This window comes from Streptacidiphilus albus JL83, from assembly GCF_000744705.1.
Lineage (GTDB): Bacteria > Actinomycetota > Actinomycetes > Streptomycetales > Streptomycetaceae > Streptacidiphilus > Streptacidiphilus albus.
Genome location: NZ_JQML01000001.1, coordinates 9,028,710 through 9,044,292, shown reverse-complemented (window position 1 = coordinate 9,044,292; position 15,583 = coordinate 9,028,710). Strand labels below are relative to the sequence as shown.

13 protein-coding genes are annotated in these 15,583 nt (G+C 71.9%); 8 read left to right on the top strand and 5 right to left on the bottom strand.

Annotated features, from left to right (window positions below):
• Positions 1-109 precede the first annotated feature (109 nt).
• A complete protein-coding gene (locus BS75_RS39175; RefSeq protein WP_034091619.1) occupies positions 110-922 on the top strand; it encodes an alpha/beta hydrolase family protein in 813 nt (270 codons plus the stop codon).
• A 22-nt stretch (positions 923-944) separates the two neighbouring features.
• Positions 945-1,865 (top strand): SH3 domain-containing protein, encoded by a 921-nt coding sequence (locus tag BS75_RS39170; protein WP_034091618.1) that lies wholly within the window; start codon positions 945-947, stop codon positions 1,863-1,865.
• Positions 1,866-2,058: 193 nt separating this feature from the next.
• Here BS75_RS39170 and BS75_RS39165 read toward each other — a convergent pair whose 3' ends face one another.
• From BS75_RS39165 to BS75_RS39155, 3 genes are all read right to left on the bottom strand, one after another.
• Complete coding sequence (locus tag BS75_RS39165) at positions 2,059-2,508, bottom strand: hypothetical protein (RefSeq protein ID WP_152646203.1); 450 nt, start codon at positions 2,506-2,508, stop codon at positions 2,059-2,061.
• Between the two features lie 370 nt (positions 2,509-2,878).
• Entirely contained in the window at positions 2,879-4,978 is a 2,100-nt protein-coding gene (locus BS75_RS39160; protein ID WP_034091616.1) for a SpoIIE family protein phosphatase, read from the bottom strand.
• Positions 4,979-5,425: 447 nt separating this feature from the next.
• Entirely contained in the window at positions 5,426-5,920 is a 495-nt protein-coding gene (locus BS75_RS39155; protein WP_052070291.1) for a VOC family protein, read from the bottom strand.
• A gap of 339 nt (positions 5,921-6,259) precedes the next feature.
• Here BS75_RS39155 and BS75_RS39150 point away from each other — a divergent pair, with 339 nt between their 5' ends.
• The 5 genes from BS75_RS39150 (at position 6,260) to BS75_RS39130 (ending at position 11,752) form a co-directional block, all read left to right on the top strand.
• Positions 6,260-8,635 (top strand): glycoside hydrolase family 65 protein, encoded by a 2,376-nt coding sequence (locus BS75_RS39150; RefSeq protein ID WP_034091615.1) that lies wholly within the window; start codon positions 6,260-6,262, stop codon positions 8,633-8,635.
• 29 nt (positions 8,636-8,664) lie between these two features.
• The gene (locus BS75_RS39145) at positions 8,665-9,402 is read left to right on the top strand and encodes an HAD family hydrolase (protein WP_034094681.1); all 738 of its coding nucleotides are present in this window, start codon (positions 8,665-8,667) and stop codon (positions 9,400-9,402) included.
• Positions 9,403-9,659: 257 nt separating this feature from the next.
• Positions 9,660-10,385, top strand: coding sequence for a CBS domain-containing protein (locus tag BS75_RS45305; protein WP_197092003.1), 726 nt, complete (start codon positions 9,660-9,662; stop codon positions 10,383-10,385).
• A 141-nt stretch (positions 10,386-10,526) separates the two neighbouring features.
• Entirely contained in the window at positions 10,527-11,246 is a 720-nt protein-coding gene (locus BS75_RS39135; protein WP_034091614.1) for a response regulator, read from the top strand.
• Between the two features lie 107 nt (positions 11,247-11,353).
• Entirely contained in the window at positions 11,354-11,752 is a 399-nt protein-coding gene (locus BS75_RS39130) for a pyridoxamine 5'-phosphate oxidase family protein (protein WP_034091613.1), read from the top strand.
• 21 nt (positions 11,753-11,773) lie between these two features.
• Here BS75_RS39130 and BS75_RS39125 read toward each other — a convergent pair whose 3' ends face one another.
• A complete protein-coding gene (locus BS75_RS39125; protein ID WP_034091612.1) occupies positions 11,774-13,462 on the bottom strand; it encodes a sensor histidine kinase in 1,689 nt (562 codons plus the stop codon).
• 439 nt (positions 13,463-13,901) lie between these two features.
• Here BS75_RS39125 and BS75_RS39120 point away from each other — a divergent pair, with 439 nt between their 5' ends.
• Positions 13,902-14,612, top strand: a complete 711-nt coding sequence (locus BS75_RS39120; RefSeq protein ID WP_042440147.1) for a CBS domain-containing protein — start codon at positions 13,902-13,904, stop codon at positions 14,610-14,612.
• An 83-nt stretch (positions 14,613-14,695) separates the two neighbouring features.
• Here BS75_RS39120 and BS75_RS39115 read toward each other — a convergent pair whose 3' ends face one another.
• On the bottom strand, positions 14,696-15,547 hold the full coding sequence (locus tag BS75_RS39115) for a universal stress protein (protein WP_034091611.1): 852 nt from the start codon (positions 15,545-15,547) through the stop codon (positions 14,696-14,698).
• Between the last annotated feature and the right edge of the window lie 36 nt (positions 15,548-15,583).

Sequence of the window (15,583 nt, the reverse complement as noted above, 5' to 3'; positions counted from 1 at the left end):
CCTGACACCCGCGGAGCACGCGTGTGGTAACAGTGGTGTCGCCCTCGCACGCCAGCGCGGGCGCCCACCTGCCCTTACCCACGTACAGTTCTGCCGGAGTGAGCACACCGTGAGCGAAGAAGTGAGATTCAACAGCGTCGTCGGCCCCGAACTGGCCGGGTCGATCGACCTGCCGGAGGGCGAGATCCGGGGCTGGGGAATCTTCGTCCACGGGTTCACCCTGGGCAAGAACTCGCCGGCCGCCTCGCGTGTCAGCAAGCAGCTGGCACGCGAGGGGATCGGCATGCTGCGCTACGACAACCTCGGGATCGGGGACTCCGACGGCGACTGGGGAGACGGCTCCTTCACCGTCAAGGTCCAGGACACCGTCCGCGCGGCGGCGCTGATGGCGGAGCGGGGCACTCCGGCAGACCTGCTGGTGGGGCACTCCTGGGGCGGCGCGGCCGCCATCGCCGCCGCCGCCGGGGCGACCGGCGTCCGCGCGGTGGCCACGATCGGGGCGCCTGCCGACCCCAGCCATGTCGAGCGACAGTACGACGCGGTGGTGGACCGCGTTCTCAGCGAGGGATCGCACGAGTGGTTCGTCGGCGGAAGGACTCTGGTGCTCAAGCGCGCCTTCGTCGACGATGTCCGCCAGGCCCGCCTGCGGGACCGAATAAGCGAGTTGAACCTGCCGCTGCTCGTCCTGCATTCGCCCACCGACGACACCGTCGACATCGCCAATGCCGGGGAGATCTTCCGCGAGGCACGACACCCGCGAAGCTTCGTCTCCCTGGAGGGCGCGGACCACCTCCTGACCGCGCGGGGGCAGGCGCAGCGAGCCGCCCACATCATCAGCGCCTGGGCCAACCAGTACATCCACGCGTCACGGCCCGGTGGAGCCGACTCCCCGGTGGGCGCCGGTACCCGCCTTCAGGAGTGAGCCGGGAATACCCCTGGAGGGCATGCGCCATCCCGGCTCCGGCGGGCTGACCGGGCGGATCCCGGTCCCGTCCGTGTTCGCCGGGTTCTCCGGCGACGGCCGCTACTTCGACGTCTGCCGGGTGGACGACCTCGTCTGTGACACCCACACCCGGCCGGGCACCCTGGCCTGGCAGCAGGACCTGTTCTCCTTCGTCCAGCTCGCCCTGTCCGGGCAGCCGTTCCCGCACACCACGTACGGCCTGCCCGGCCCGGCCCGGGTCCTCGCCGACCAGGTCGCCGGCGAGGCCGCCTCGGCCGCCATGGCCCAGTACTACGAACTGCACCCGCTGCCCTCGCGGCCACCGTACGGAACGCCCGAGCAGACGCTCGGCACCGATGTCCGCGTCCGCAGCGCTCCGGCCACCGACTCCGAGATCGTGGCCACGCTGGCCGCCCCGACGACGGTCTACGCGGCCTGCCAGACCCACGCGGAGTCCGTCACCTACGGAGGCGTCACCAACAACGTGTGGTCCTACCTCTCCGACCGGCACGGCTGGATCAGCAACGTGTTCGTCAAGGGACCGGCCTGGCTGCCCGGCGTCCCGCAGTGCACCGGCCCGGTGCCGCCCTCGGGCGCGACCGGACCGTTCCACTGCGACATCGGCGGCGACGCCCACGACTGGTGCGCCCGGGTCACCGCCGTCCAGGCCGACTCGGTCCTGTCCATGTGGAACCAGCCGAACTACACGAGCGGCAGGAACGGCTACCAGGGCCACAACGGCAACGAGCTCATCCTGGACTGCTGGACCACCGGCGCCCCGGACGCCCACGGAACCGGTGACCGGTACTGGTTCGCGGTCGACGACGGCGCCAACTTCACCGGTTTCGTCAACGACCGCTACCTGACGACCGGCAGCCGTGCCCAGTGGAGCAAGGTCGTCCCCGCCTGCAAGCCGTCCTGATGAGGAGAAGACCATCATGTGATCATGACACGACCCCCACCGGACTCCCCCGATTTCTTCGGCCCCCGCACGGACGCTCGACCGCCGTCATGACCGGCCCGCTCCGCGCCCGCCGTGGCCTGATCCGCCAGAACATGGCGCCGGGCTTCGACGGAAGGCGACCTGGGTGCCGGAGAAGCGGGACGGCCTCGGCCTATCCCACCCGCATCGGCATCGGCCGGACGCCGCTCTCGCGTCGTCGGCGCTGCTGCCGCACGGCGGCGACCACGGTGATCAGGCCGGTCACGGCGGCGACCGCGCCGAGGCCGACGCCGACGGCCAGGCCCGCCTGGTCCTCCCCCGACACTGCCTGCAGGGACCCGTCCGTCGCCTGTTGCACCTTCAGCAGGGTGCCGGCCGGGTAGGACTGCTGCTCCGACAGTGACGCCCCGGTGTACCGGGGGCCGCCGCTGGTCAGTTGGAAGTCCCCGGTGCAGGTGATCACCGGATGAGAACCTCCTCCGGTCACGCAGGAGGACACCGTCAGCGTCCCCGGCTTCCCGTTCAACTGCAGCGCGGTCAGCAGCATGGGGACCAGGATCGCCATGAACAGCCCGCCCGCCGCAATGAACAGCAGCCCCCGCGACACCGTGGCGCCGTCCATGAAACCGCGCCTGCTCTGTCCCACCCGCCGGCCGTAGTTCGGCACAACCGTCCTTCTCTCCCCGTGAACGTTCGATCGTCCCCCGAACAGTACGCCGCCCCTTCTGGGCTCGACCCACCCCCCGGCGCACCGCGGCAGAGGCGGGGTGTCCGACCGGCCTGCTTCGGCGTCGACCTCGCCGGCGTCGAGCTGTGTGCGACCGACGCGGAGTTCCGCCTGGGGACGGGCCGTGTGGTGGAGCTGCCCGTCAAGGACATCCTGCTCACAGTGACCGGCCGCCGGCCCCCTCCCCCGCCAGGGCGCCTCGGGTGCTCTCCCCGCCAGGGTGGGACGGTCGGTGCCCGACCTGTGTGGGAACTCCGGCCTCGTGTCACCCGGGAGGCCGGTTCGGGGCCACGCGGGCGATGAGGAGGGCGACGTCGTCGTGGGCGTCGGGGTGGCGGAGGGCGGCCAGGAGCAGGTCGCAGGTCTCCTCCAGCGGTCGGCCGGGTTCGGTGAGCAGGTCCAGGAGCAGGGCGAGGCGCTCGTCGAGGGGCTGGCCGCGGGTCTCGACCAGGCCGTCGGTGTACAGGACCAGTTGGTCGCCGGGGTCCAGGGTGAGGAAGGTGGCCTCGAACGAGCCGCTGCCGAGGTCGCCGGTGCCCAGGGGGACGCCGGCGGGCAGGTCGAGGAGTTCCGGGGCGCGGCCGGGCCTGGTCAGCACCGGGGGCAGGTGGCCGGCGAGGGCGATGCGGCAGCGGGAACGGTGCGGGTCGTAGGCGGCGTAGACGCAGGTGGCCATGGTCCGGTCCAGGCCGGAGGTGATGTGGTCGAGCTGTTCCAGGACCTGGGCGGGGTCCAGGTCGAGGTTGGCCAGGGTGCGGGTGGCGGTGCGCAGCTGTCCCATGGTGGCGGCGGCCTGCACACCGTGTCCCATCACGTCGCCGACGACCAGGGCGGTCCGGTCCTGGGTCTGTGGGATGGCGTCGAACCAGTCGCCGCCGATCCCGCTGGCCGTTGCCGCCGGTTGGTACCGGTACGCGATCTGGAGACCGGCGGGTTGTGGTGGGGCGTGCGGGAGCAGGTGGCGTTGGAGGGTCAGCGCGGTGTCCCGGGCGTGTTGGTACCAGCGGGCATTGTCGATGCACACGGCGGCACGGGCGGCCAGTTCGCCGGCCAGCACCACGTCGTCGGCGTCGAAGGGTCGCGGGTTGCGGGTGCGCAGGAGGTCGAGGACGCCCAGTACCTGGCCGCGTGCCTTGAGCGGCACGGCCAGGTAGGAGTGCACGCCCTCGGCTGCGAGGAGGGCGGCGGCGTCGGTGTCGCGGGCGATACGGAGCAGGTCCCGGTGGCCGACGCGCGCCACCAGTATCGGACGTCCGGTGCTCACGCACCGGGTGACCAGGCGGTCGGCGGGGTAGCTGGCGATTTCGCCGGGGGGATCGGCGGCGTCGACGGCGTCGGTCTCGTAGCCCGCCGCCACGGCCAGTGCCCGGAAGAGCGCGGGCACCGCGCTGGTCGCGGTTGCGGTGTCGCTGCCCTGCAGGGCCGAGTCGAGGACGTCGACTGCGGCGAGGTCGGCCAGGTCGGCGACCACGAGGTCCGCCAGCTCGTGGGCGGTCCGGTCCAGGTCCAGAGTGGTGCCGATGTGCACCGAGGCGCGGTCGATCAGGGCCAGCCGCCGCCGGGTTTCGGCCGCTTCCGTGGCCGCGCGGTGCTGATCGGTGACGTCCACGACCGACAGCGCGACGCCGAGCACCCGCCCGGCAGAGTCCTCCAGTCGGTAGTACGAGCTGGACCAGGCGTGGTCATGGCCGGGGTCGGCCGGTGTGCGGCCGACCGCGAACTGGTCGAGCAGCGGCACGCCAGTGGCCGCGACCTGGCGCATCGCGGCCTCGACCACATCGACGTCCAGGAACGGCAGTGCCTCGCGGACCCGGCGGCCGAGGAGCTCGTCGGCGGGGAGGCCGTTGATCCGCTCCAGCGTGGGGTTGACCAGGACGTAGCGCAGCTCGGTGTCCAGCACGGCCAGCCCGATCGGGGACTGTGCCACCAGCCGCACCGACAGTGCGAGGTCGCGCTCCACGCCGCGCACGGTCGCCTCGTCGCAGGCGAGTCCCAGCGCGTAGACGCGGCCCTGCTCGTCGAGCAGCCGCATGTTGCGGAACTCCACCAGCCGACTGGAGCCGTCCTTGTGCCGCACGGGGAAGACCCCGGCCCAGGCGCCGTCGCCCGCCATGACCTTCGCGAAGAGCCCGAGGACCAGGTCGACGTACTCGTCCGGGACCAGCAGCGCGGCCGCGGACCGGCCCAGCGCCTCCTGCGCGCTCCACCCGAACAGTTCCTGGGCCTGCGGGCTCCACAGCACGATCCGTCCGTCGGCGCCCAGCACCACCGCGGCCACGCTCAGCACATCCAGCAGACCGCCCGGCTCCGACGGCGCGACCTCGACCACGCCGGGCTCACCTCGCAACGCATCGGACACGCCCATGCGCCTGCCCTCCTTCGGCCCGCCCGGCGCCGGCCGCCCGAGGGCGGGACCACGCCGTCGCCTCGGGCCCACCGGCCTGCGTTCGTCCTCCCCCCATCCTCCCCCGCTGCTGCGCAGCCGCCACCCGCCGACGTCTCCGGTGAGACGTCGCGGCTGGTGCGGGGCCGACTGTGCGCATGTGCGGAGCCGACGCGAACCCAGGAGCATCGACAGCAGACCCACAGCGTCGGCGCCGGCGCCGACGAGGATAGCCGCACCCGGCTTCGGGTCACGGTCTTTCAGGGGTGAAGGGTGCGGTGGCGCATTCCGCCGCTGATCTTGCAGGTGAGGCACCTGTTCCGCCCTGCCGCATTCCTCCGCCTGGTGGCGTCGAGCTCAGGAAGCCGATCCCGGACCGGGGATGCACGCGGTCCTGCCGACCCGGGGGGATTGTTGGCACACGCACGGTCACCAGGCGTAGATCCGGGGCATGATTCGACGGCGGGGGGCGTGCTCGGGACCGGGATAGCTCACCATGACCGGTACGCCGCTGGGGTCACGGCCCTCAACCCAGTCGAAGCCGTCGTCGGCTCTGCTGGCAGTGTGTGCGTTCCAGCTTTTGAGCACCTGCTCGCACCGCCCCAACTCGGCCGCGCTCGCAGCCGTCCAGACAGTGCACTGGACACCGAGTCCGCCGACGACGTGCGGGGCGCGGGCGCCGACCGAGCGCAGGTAGAGCTGCGAGCCGTCCGCGCCGACCAGAAGCGCGGCAGTCCCGGTCTCCGCACCCACCGTCAGGCGCAGCAGTTCGCGGTAGAAACGCACCGAGCGCGCGAGGTCGGCAACGTACAACGCGACCGAGGCCAGCCGCAGCCCCGGCATCGGAGCGGCGGCGGCCGAGTCATCGGGCCGCTGTTCCTGCGGCTCGGCGACGGAGGCTGTCGACTGCACGGGGTGTCGCATGGGAGATGTCCTTTCATGCCGGCGGGGTTTCGGGGCTCTGGATCGCTGTGGGACCGGGGGGGCGACGCGGCGCCGGCGGATCTCGCTGGACGTTGCTCGACTGCTCCTACTGCCCTGAAACGTCCGTGTCCGCGCCCGCATGTTCCACTCTCCTGCTGCGCGGCGATCCCGTCTTGGGCCGCTCGGGGCCCGCTCGGGGCCGATAGGCCCCATGCCCGGGCTGGGATCCGGGCGCAGACTGGAGCTACTGCATCGGCGTGTCGCACCGAGCCGAACCGGCCCCTGGCAAGAGCGAAGCCCCGCAACCGCGTCCGAGGGAAGCCACGGAGGTCAACCTTCATGATCAGCCACCCCGCCTACGCCGTGGACCCCTGGTCCCTGCGCGAGCAGGAGCTGGACCTCGACGTGCTGGCCCAGAGCGAGTCGGTGTTCGCGCTGTCCAACGGCCACATCGGCTGGCGCGGCAACCTGGACGAGGGCGAACCGCACGGCCTGCCCGGCTCCTATCTGAACGGCGTGTTCGAACTCCGTCCGCTGCCCTACGCGGAGGCCGGCTACGGCGACCCGGAGTCCGGTCAGACGATCATCAATGTCACCAACGGCAAGCTGATCCGGCTACTGGTCGACGGCGAGCCCTTGGACCTGCGTCTCGGCCGGCTGCACAGCCACGAGCGGGAGTTGCACTTCCGAAGCGGAGTCCTTCGGCGCAGCTTCGAGTGGACGGCACCCTCCGGGGGCACCGTGCGGGTCCGTTCGACCCGGCTGGTCTCGCTGACCCAGCGGGCCATTGCCGCGATCGCCTACGAGGTCGAGGCGGTGGACGCGGAGATTCGCGTGGTACTGCAGTCCGAACTGGTCGCCAACGAGCAGTTGCCCGAGCAGCAGGGCGACCCGCGGCTAGGGGCCACCCTGGACTCGGTGCTCCGGTCCGAGCACGACTTCGCCCGGGACGGAAAGCTGCGGCTGGTGCACCGGACCACCCGCAGCGGGCTGCGGGTCGCTGTCGCCGCCGACCACCGGGTCTCCGGCCCGACGGGCACGAGCACCTCCGCCGAGAGCAGCCCGGATCTGAGCCGTCTCACCGTCGTCTCGCTGCTGCGCCCCGGGCAGTGCCTGCGGGTGGAGAAGATCGTCGCCCACGGCTGGTCCGCGCTGCGGTCGGTGCCCGCTCTGCACGACCAGGTGGACGCCGCGCTGGCCGGGGCCGGCGAGACCGGCTGGGAGGGGTTGCTCCGGGAGCAGCGCGAGCGCCTGGACGAGTTCTGGGCGCAGGCCGATGTCGAGGTGGAAGGCGACGCGGAGATCCAGCAGGCGGTGCGGTTCGCCCTGTTCCACGTGCTGCAGGCCGGCGCACGAGCCGAGGAGCGGGCGATTCCCGCCAAGGGGCTGACCGGTTCCGGCTACGACGGCCACTGCTTCTGGGACACCGAGGCGTATGTACTGCCGGTGCTCACCTACACCGCGCCGAGGGCCGCCGGCCAGGCCCTGCGCTGGCGGCACTCGACGCTGCCCGCGGCGCTGGAGCGGGCCCGGCAGCTCGGCCCGGCCGGAGCGGCGTTTCCCTGGCGGACCATCGACGGCCAGGAGTGCTCCGCCTACTGGCCCGCGAGCACCGCCGCCTTCCACATCAACGCCGACATCGCGTCGGCTGTCCAGCGCTACACCTCGGCCAGCGAAGACCAGGAGTTCGACCGCGAGGCCGGGCTGGAACTGCTGGTGCACACCGCACGCCTGTGGGCCTCACTCGGCCACCACGACCGGGACGGAGTCTTCCATCTCGACGGTGTGACCGGCCCCGACGAGTACAGCGCGCTGGCCGACGACAACGTCTACACCAACGTGATGGCCCAACAGAACCTGCGGGCGGCCGCCGACGCCGCCGAACGCCACCCCGACCGGGCGGCGTTGCTGGGCGTCGACGCCGAGGAGACAGCCGCTTGGCGGAACACGTCAGCCCGGATCGCGCTGCCCTTCAACGAGGCGCTCGGCGTGCACGAGCAGTCGGTCGGCTTCACCGGTCACCAGTTGTGGGACTTCGACGGAACCCCGCCCGAGCACTACCCGCTCCTGCTCCACTTCCCCTATGTCGAGCTGTACCGCAAGCAGGTGTCCAAGCAGGCCGACCTGGTCCTCGCCATGCAGCAGCGCGGCGACCTGTTCACCGCCGAGCAGAAGGCCGCCAACTTCGCCTACTACGAGCGGGTCACCGTCCGGGACTCCTCGCTGTCCGCATGCAGCCAGGCGGTGATCGCAGCCGAGGTCGGCCATCTGTCGCTGGCCTACGACTACCTCGGCGAAGCGGCGCTGATGGACCTCGCCGACCTGGAGCACAACACCCGGGACGGCCTCCACATCGCCTCGCTCGCCGGCACCTGGATCGCCCTGGTCTCGGGCTTCGGCGGAATGCGTCACAGCGGCGACGCGCTGTCCTTCTCCCCACGCCTGCCCGAGCAGTTGACCCGCCTGGCCTTCACCGTGCGGTTCCGGCAGTGCTGCCTGCGCGTGGAGATCACCCACCAGCGCGCCGTCTACACCCTGCTGGAGGGAGCCGAGCTGGGCATCCGGCACCACGGCACAGCAGTCACCGTGACCAAGGAGGTCCCGGGCGAGGGACCGGTGCCGGTGCCGCACCGTCCCCCCGACGTACGGCAGCCCGCAGGTCGCAGCCCGGCCCACCGGAGCTGGTCCGCAGGCATCGAAGGCGGTCTGCACTGATGGGCGCCGACCGCGGGCAGGAGACAGCCATGGCCGCCCTGGGACTCCCCGACGGCATTCGCGCCTGCCTGTTCGACCTGGACGGCGTGCTCACCGAGACAGCCACCGTCCACGCGGCAGCCTGGAAGTCGACCTTCGACCACTTCCTGCGCCGGCGCCAGGGCGACTCGTTCCAAGCGTTCGACCCCGTCGCCGACTACAACCGGTACGTGGACGGACTGCCCCGGGCCGACGGCGTCCGCGCCTTCCTCGCCTCCCGGGACATCCACCTGCCCGAGGGCACCCCGCAGGACCCTCCGGATCGCGCGACCGTGAACGGTCTCGGCAATCGGAAGAACGCGCTCGTCCTGGAACTGATCAAGGAGAAGGGCGTCGAGGCCTATCCGGGCTCGATCCGCTACGTCGAGGCCGTACGGGCCGCCGGGCTGCGACGGGCCGTCGTCTCCTCCAGCGCCAACTGCCACGATGTGCTGCTCGCCGCAGGGATCGCCGACCTGTTCGAGGTCCGGATCGACGGACTGGTCGCCGCCGACCGCAAACTGTCGGGCAAACCCGCGCCCGACACCTTCCTCGCCGCAGCACAGGCCCTCGGCGTCACCGCCGTGCAGGCCGCGGTCTTCGAGGATGCCCTCGCCGGGATGGACGCCGGCCGCACCGGCGGCTTCGGCTGCGTCATCGGCGTCGACCGCGCCGGCCAGGCCGACGAACTCCGACGACACGGAGCGGACATCGTCGTCCGGGACCTGGGCGATCTGCTCACCCCCTGAGCCGTGACCGGTGTTCCAGAACCCCTCCGGGTTCTTCGGCAAGTGGACCTGGGCCATGGCCCAGGTCCGGCGCCCACGCTCACCGGAAGCGGCTCGTACCCGGTCGGCCCCAGGCGAGGGACGTTCGGCCCGACGTCCGGTGGTCTGCGAACAGCCACAGTTGAGAAGTGCCGAACCACAACCCGAAGCAGTAGTCAGGAAGGAATGTCATGCGAGCCAGAACGCACGCCAGCACCGTCTGTACCGGGCCGCCGATCATGGTGCAGTTACAGTCGCAGCCCCCGGGCAGGGACGGCCTACCGCACCGCACCCTGGTCGGCGAGCTGATGACCCCCAAGGTGACGACCGTCGATCCCTGGACGGGCTTCGCTCAGGTGGTGGCGGCCCTGCGCACCCACCACCACGGGCTCGTCCCCGTGGTGGACGACCAGCGCCGGGTCGTGGGCACGGTCAGTGCCTCGAACCTGCTCGCCAGACTCGCCCGGCAGGCCCTGCCGTCGCACCTGCGCGTGCCGGATGCTCGTCTGCCGCACGCGCTGCGCCGACGCGCTGCCGCAGTGGTCGCCGGTGAGTTGATGACCGCCCCCGTCTTCACCGTCAGTGTCGACGCCACCGCCGCCGAAGCCGCCCGCCTCGCGGCACGCCACCACCTCCACCACGTCCCCGTCGTCGACGACCAGGAACATCTGGTGGGAATGGTGTGCCTGTGCGACCTGCTCGGCGCGCTGGACCGGAGCGACGACGCGATCCGCTCCGAAGTCCTCTTCATAGCCGTGCGCCAGGACTTGGACGTCGAACGTTCCACTCTCCTCGTGGACTGCCAACAGGGTCGGGTCGCGCTACGGGCCACAACGGCCCGGCGCAGCCAGGCGGAGACACTGCGCGAGCGCGTGCTCGCCGTCGAGGGCCTCGCGGACCTCGCCGACGACCTGTTCTGGCAGACCGACGACACACGTACACCCGTTCCCGGCCACCGCCCCTGACAGGCCATGCCTACGGCCTGGCGCCTCCTGGGGGGAAACCCGTGCCAATAGGGCCGATCGGCCCTGGACCCCGGTCCTTCCAAGGGTCAGGATGCGAAGGTCCCGCCGCAGCGGACCAGGCCAGGAGCAGGGAGTCGTGCCATGTCGGACAGTGCAGCCGGTGCCGAGCCGCCGGTGCGGATCTTCCTCCTGGACGACCACGAGGTGGTGCGGCGCGGCGTGCGCGACCTGCTGGAGGCAGAGCCCGACCTGGAGGTCGTCGGGGAGGCCGGCACGGTCGCACAGGCCCTGGCCAGGGTGCCCGCGCTGCGTCCGGACGTGGCGGTGCTGGATGTGCGGCTGCCGGACGGCGACGGCGTCACCACCTGCCGTGAGCTGCGCTCACGGGTGCCCGGCCTGGCGTGCCTGATGCTGACCTCCTTCGACGACGAAGAGGCGCTGCTGGACGCGATCATGGCAGGTGCCTCCGGCTACGTCCTCAAGCAGATCAGCGGCACGGACCTGGTCACCGCCGTACGCACGGTGGCCGGCGGACAGTCGATGCTGGACGCCGGTGCCACGACCAGGCTGATGGCCCGGATGCGCGGGGACAGCACCCACGACAAGCAGCCGAAGCTCCTGGAGACGCTGACCGAGCGCGAACGGGAGATCCTGGCGCTGATCGGCGAGGGGCTGACCAACCGGGAGATCGGACAGCGGCTGTTCCTGGCGGAGAAGACGGTGAAGAACCACATCTCCCGTCTGCTTTCCAAGCTGGGCGTCGAGCGTCGGGTCCAGGCAGCGGTCATCGCCACCCACGCCGCCGACGACCAGCAGGCCGGAGCACGTGCGCCGCACAGCGCCGCCCGCCCGCGGCCCTGAACTGCAGCCCTGATCCGCGACCACGTCACGCGTCTGCTCCGGTAGGCCCCATGTCCGGGGACCAATGGCCCTCACCCTGATCCTGCCCCTCAGGGCAGGATCAGGGTATGGAGTTCGAAGACGCGTCCCTCGACACCCAGCAGTGCCTGCGGTTGCTGGCAGGCATGGCGGTGGGGCGCATCGTGTACACCAAGGGAGCCATGCCGGCGGTCCTGCCGGTCCCCTTCCGGCTCGACGCCGACGGCTCCGTGGTGCTCGCGCAGAGCGCGGCCTCCGAACTCGTTCGGGCCGTGGACGGCGCGGTGGTCGCCTTCGAGACCGGTGAGGTCAGCGGCGTCGACGGCAGCGGCTGGAGCGTCACCATCCTGGGACGGGCCGGCGTGGCACCCGATCGGTCAGCCCGACCCGGAGCTGCGGCCGGCACCGACCGGGTGCTGATCCGCATCCACCCGGAAGTGGTGACCGGCCGCCGCCTTGAATCACCGCCCGCCGCCGCACTCCCCTGACCCTGCGTGGCCGGGCGCCCGTTACCGGTCCAGCGGAGCGCGCCACACAAGCCGGGTGCCGCCCGCTGCCGGGACCTGCACCTCGAAACCGCCGCCCGCTTCCTGTGCCCGGCGGTCGAGGTTCGCCAGGCCGCTGCGGCGTCCGCCGCCGGGGATGCCGACGCCGTTGTCGGCCACGGTGAGCACGACCTCCTCGGCGGTGGCCTGCAGAACGACCTCCACGCGAGTGGCGTGGGCGTGCCGGGCGGCATTGCTCAACGCCTCCCCCAGGACCGCCACCACATGTTCGGCAACGCTCTGGGGGACGTCGGTGTCGAGGAGGCCCTCCATGCTCAGCCGGGGCGCGAATCCCAGCGTCGCCTGCGCCTGGCCCACCGCGCGGGCGGCCCGCGCCCGCAGGCTCTGCACGTCGCTGGTCTCCCTCGCCTGCAGCCCGAAGATCGTCGATCGAATGATCTTGATGGTCTCGTCCAGGTCGCCGACCGCGCGCATCACGCGCTCGGAGGCGCCGGGATTGTCGATCAGGCGGTCCGCGCCCTGCAGGGTCATCCCGGTGGCGAACAGCCGCTGGATGGCCAGGTCGTGCAGGTCGCGGGCGATCCGGTCGCGGTCCTCGAACAGTGCGAGCTGCTCGGCGTCACGCCGGCGCTCCGCCAGCTCCAGGGCCAGGGCGGCCTGGTCGGCGAAGCCGAGCAGCGGGTCGATCTCCTCGGCGGCGAAGGCGGGCTGCCCGGCGGTGCGGGCCAGCAGCAGCACGCCACGGACCTGCGTGTCGGCGCTGCCCAGCGGCACGGCGACGGCCGGCCCGGTGCCCCGGGAGCGGTGGGCACCGGCGAGGAACCGCGAGTCCTCCGCCAGTCCGTCGCTCGTGACCTGCGTGCCCGACTGATAGGCGGTGCCCGAGAGCGTGCCCGCAACGGGAACGGTCAGCCCCAGCCGGGCCTCGGCGTCGCCGCCGAGTGCGAGTTCCACGGTGAGGTCGCCGGTGTCGTCGCCCAGGGGCACACACACGTCGGCGAGTTCGGAACCGGTGATCTCCCGGGCGCGCTGGGCGATGAGCTCCACCACCTCCAGCCGGGGGCTGCCCGACAGCAGACTGCGGGTGATCTCCCCGCTGGCGCGCAGCCAGCGCTGCTGGCGCTGCGCCCCCTCGTACAGGCGGGCGTTGTCGATGGCCACACCAGCGGCCACGGCCAGGGTGGAGATGACCGCCTCGTCGTCGCCGTCGAATTCCTGCCCGCCGCGTTTGTCGGTCAGATACAGGTTCCCGAACACCTGCCCGCGCACACGGACCGGCACCCCCAGGAAGGTGCGCATGGGCGGATGGTGCGCCGGAAAACCGTAGGAGGCCTCGTGGGCGGACAGTTCGGTCAGCCGCAGCGGCTCCGGATGGCGGATCAGCTCACCGAGGATGCCCCGTCCCGAGGGCAGTGCCCCGATCTCGGCCACCTGCTCGGGCTCCATTCCCACGATCAGGAACTGCGACAGGCTCTCCCCGTCCGGACCGATCACGCCCAGGGCCGCGTAGCGGGCGTCGACCAGGACTGCCGCAGCCTCCACGATCCGGCGCAGCGCGTGTGCCAGGTCCAGCTCCCGGCCCACCGACAGGACGGCCTCCAGCAGGCTGTGCACCCGGTCGCGGGTGCCACGGGCGGCGTCGATCCGCGCCTGCAGCTCCTCCAGCAACTCGTCCAGGCGCAGCTGTGGCATCCGCGGCGCCCTCTCCTCACCGGCCACGGCGTCCTCCTCAAGGATTTGTCCACCGGCTCACGGGAGCTGTCATGGTTCACCGTAGCGGGCGCCGAGATCCGCCCGGAACCGCAGACCCTCAACGCGAGGGCCCACGCGCAGCGCCGGCCCCGTCGGGCTCTCTGCAACTGCCCGCCGGCAGTTCCCCATGGGGCGCGGCCTGTGCGGCGACCGAACGTCCGAATGTGGTCCGCGATCGCGGCACGGCCGGCGTTCCAAGGTCCGTCCGATCGGGTCCCTGGCCGACACCCGTTGTCGGGGAGGGCCGATCGGCAGTCGGAGCAGGCCTCACGGCCCAAGGCACGGCCGGGTCACGAGGACCACAGTGGGGGTATTGCGATCGCCCCGCAACGGCTGCGGGCCCGTCGCCCGTCATCCTTATCTGAAAGGACTTCTGATGATGCGACACCGAATGGTGGGGGAGCTGATGACGTCGGCTGTCGTGTGCGTGCGGCCCGACGCCTCCTTCAAGGAGATCGCCCGCCTGCTTGCGGAGCACGACATCACCTCCGTGCCGGTGCTGGACGACCAGGACCGGCCGCTGGGCGTGGTTTCCGAGGCCGATCTGCTGCGGCACGAAGCCACGGTGGAGGACCCGGCCGGCCTGCTGCCCGCGCCGAGCCTGACGGACCGGGACCGCGCCCGGAGCCTGGCCACCACAGCCCAGGGGCTGATGAGCAGCCCGGCAGTGTGCGCGCGGCCCGAATGGACGGTGGTGGAGGCCGCCCGGCTGATGGACCGGCGCGGTTGCAAGCGCCTGGTGGTCGTCGACGAGGCCGGACGCCGGATCGGCGTCGTGAGCCGGAGCGATCTGCTGCGGGTCTTCCTACGGCACGATCCCGCGATCCGCGAGGAGATACGCCACGACGTGCTCGTAAAGATCCTGGGCCTCTCCGTGGACGAGATCGACGTCCAGGTCCACGAGGGCCAGGTGACGCTCGCCGGAACGCTGGAGCACCGCAGCGTGGCCACCGCCCTGGCCGGTCTGTGCCGCGGGGTCGACGGCGTGGTCTCGGTGACCGAGAACCTCCGCTACCGCAGCGACGACACCCTGGCGAACCGCGCATCGGCCGGGCAGCAGCTCACAGCGGGACACCCGGGGCACCGCTGAAGGGCGATCCGGGAGAAGTGAGAGTGGTCCGTGCGGCATGCGCCGCACGGACCACTGCTCTGTCGCCTCGCGCGTGTCGGCGCTCAGGGCGCCGGCAGGACGGCGACCGGGCAGTGAGCGTGGTGCACCACCGCCTGGCTGACCGATCCGAGGCGTCCGACCGGACCGTTCGGGTGGCCGTGGCGGCCGACGACCAGGAGCTGCTGCGTGGCCGAGACCTCAACCAGCCGCTTGGCGGCGCCGGAGCGCACGATGTCCTCGGTGACCGCGACCCCGGGGTACTTCTCCCGCCAGCCGGTCAGGATCCCGGCCAGCAGCCGAACCTGCTCGGCGACGACCTGGCCCTCCTCGTGGAGCGGCGGGAACGCATGTCCCGAGCCCACGATCAGCGGGTGACTCCAGGCGTGGACAACCCGCAGCGGCAGTTCGCGGCGCTGGGCCTCCTCGAAGGCGAAGGCGAGCAACTCGCCGCACGGTTCGCCGCCGTGCACGCCCACAGCCACCCCGCGCCGGCTGCCGTGCGCGCCAGGGACGACCACGACCGGGCAGGCTGCCTGGGCGGTGACGTACAGGCTGGTCGAGCCGACCAGGAGTCCGGGGAAGCCTCCGGCTCCGCGCGTCCCCACGACCACCATGGCGGCCCCGGCGCTGAGGTGCACCAGCGCCTCGCGGGCCGACACGTCGACCAGTCCGCTGGTGACCTCCAGTCCGGGGTGGCGGTCCGCGGCCTGATTCGCGAGCGCGCGCAGGGCCTCGCGGTTCGCGCTGTGGACCAACTGTTCGGCCAGGCTTCCGGAATCGGGCCGGTGGTACCAGGGCAGGCCGTGGACCAGGTGCAGCCGCAGGCCGCTCAGCCGGGCCTCGTCGGCGGCCCAGTCGACGGCGGCGCTGCTGCCCTGCGGGTCGTCGACACCGACGATGACGGGATGGGACATGATGTGACTCCTCTTCGGATACTGATCCGGGACGGG

What these genes read in the sequence shown, in the direction of transcription:
- BS75_RS39170 (WP_034091618.1), top strand. Translation starts at nt 945, where the DNA reads ATGCGCCATCCCGGCTCCGGCGGGCTGACCGGGCGGATCCCGGTCCCG.
- BS75_RS39165 (WP_152646203.1), bottom strand. Translation starts at nt 2,508, where the DNA reads ATGGACGGCGCCACGGTGTCGCGGGGGCTGCTGTTCATTGCGGCGGGC.
- BS75_RS39160 (WP_034091616.1), bottom strand. Translation starts at nt 4,978, where the DNA reads ATGGGCGTGTCCGATGCGTTGCGAGGTGAGCCCGGCGTGGTCGAGGTC.
- BS75_RS39155 (WP_052070291.1), bottom strand. Translation starts at nt 5,920, where the DNA reads ATGCGACACCCCGTGCAGTCGACAGCCTCCGTCGCCGAGCCGCAGGAA.
- BS75_RS39150 (WP_034091615.1), top strand. Translation starts at nt 6,260, where the DNA reads ATGATCAGCCACCCCGCCTACGCCGTGGACCCCTGGTCCCTGCGCGAG.
- BS75_RS39145 (WP_034094681.1), top strand. Translation starts at nt 8,665, where the DNA reads ATGGCCGCCCTGGGACTCCCCGACGGCATTCGCGCCTGCCTGTTCGAC.
- BS75_RS45305 (WP_197092003.1), top strand. Translation starts at nt 9,660, where the DNA reads ATGGTGCAGTTACAGTCGCAGCCCCCGGGCAGGGACGGCCTACCGCAC.
- BS75_RS39135 (WP_034091614.1), top strand. Translation starts at nt 10,527, where the DNA reads ATGTCGGACAGTGCAGCCGGTGCCGAGCCGCCGGTGCGGATCTTCCTC.
- BS75_RS39130 (WP_034091613.1), top strand. Translation starts at nt 11,354, where the DNA reads ATGGAGTTCGAAGACGCGTCCCTCGACACCCAGCAGTGCCTGCGGTTG.
- BS75_RS39125 (WP_034091612.1), bottom strand. Translation starts at nt 13,462, where the DNA reads ATGCCACAGCTGCGCCTGGACGAGTTGCTGGAGGAGCTGCAGGCGCGG.
- BS75_RS39120 (WP_042440147.1), top strand. Translation starts at nt 13,902, where the DNA reads ATGCGACACCGAATGGTGGGGGAGCTGATGACGTCGGCTGTCGTGTGC.
- BS75_RS39115 (WP_034091611.1), bottom strand. Translation starts at nt 15,547, where the DNA reads ATGTCCCATCCCGTCATCGTCGGTGTCGACGACCCGCAGGGCAGCAGC.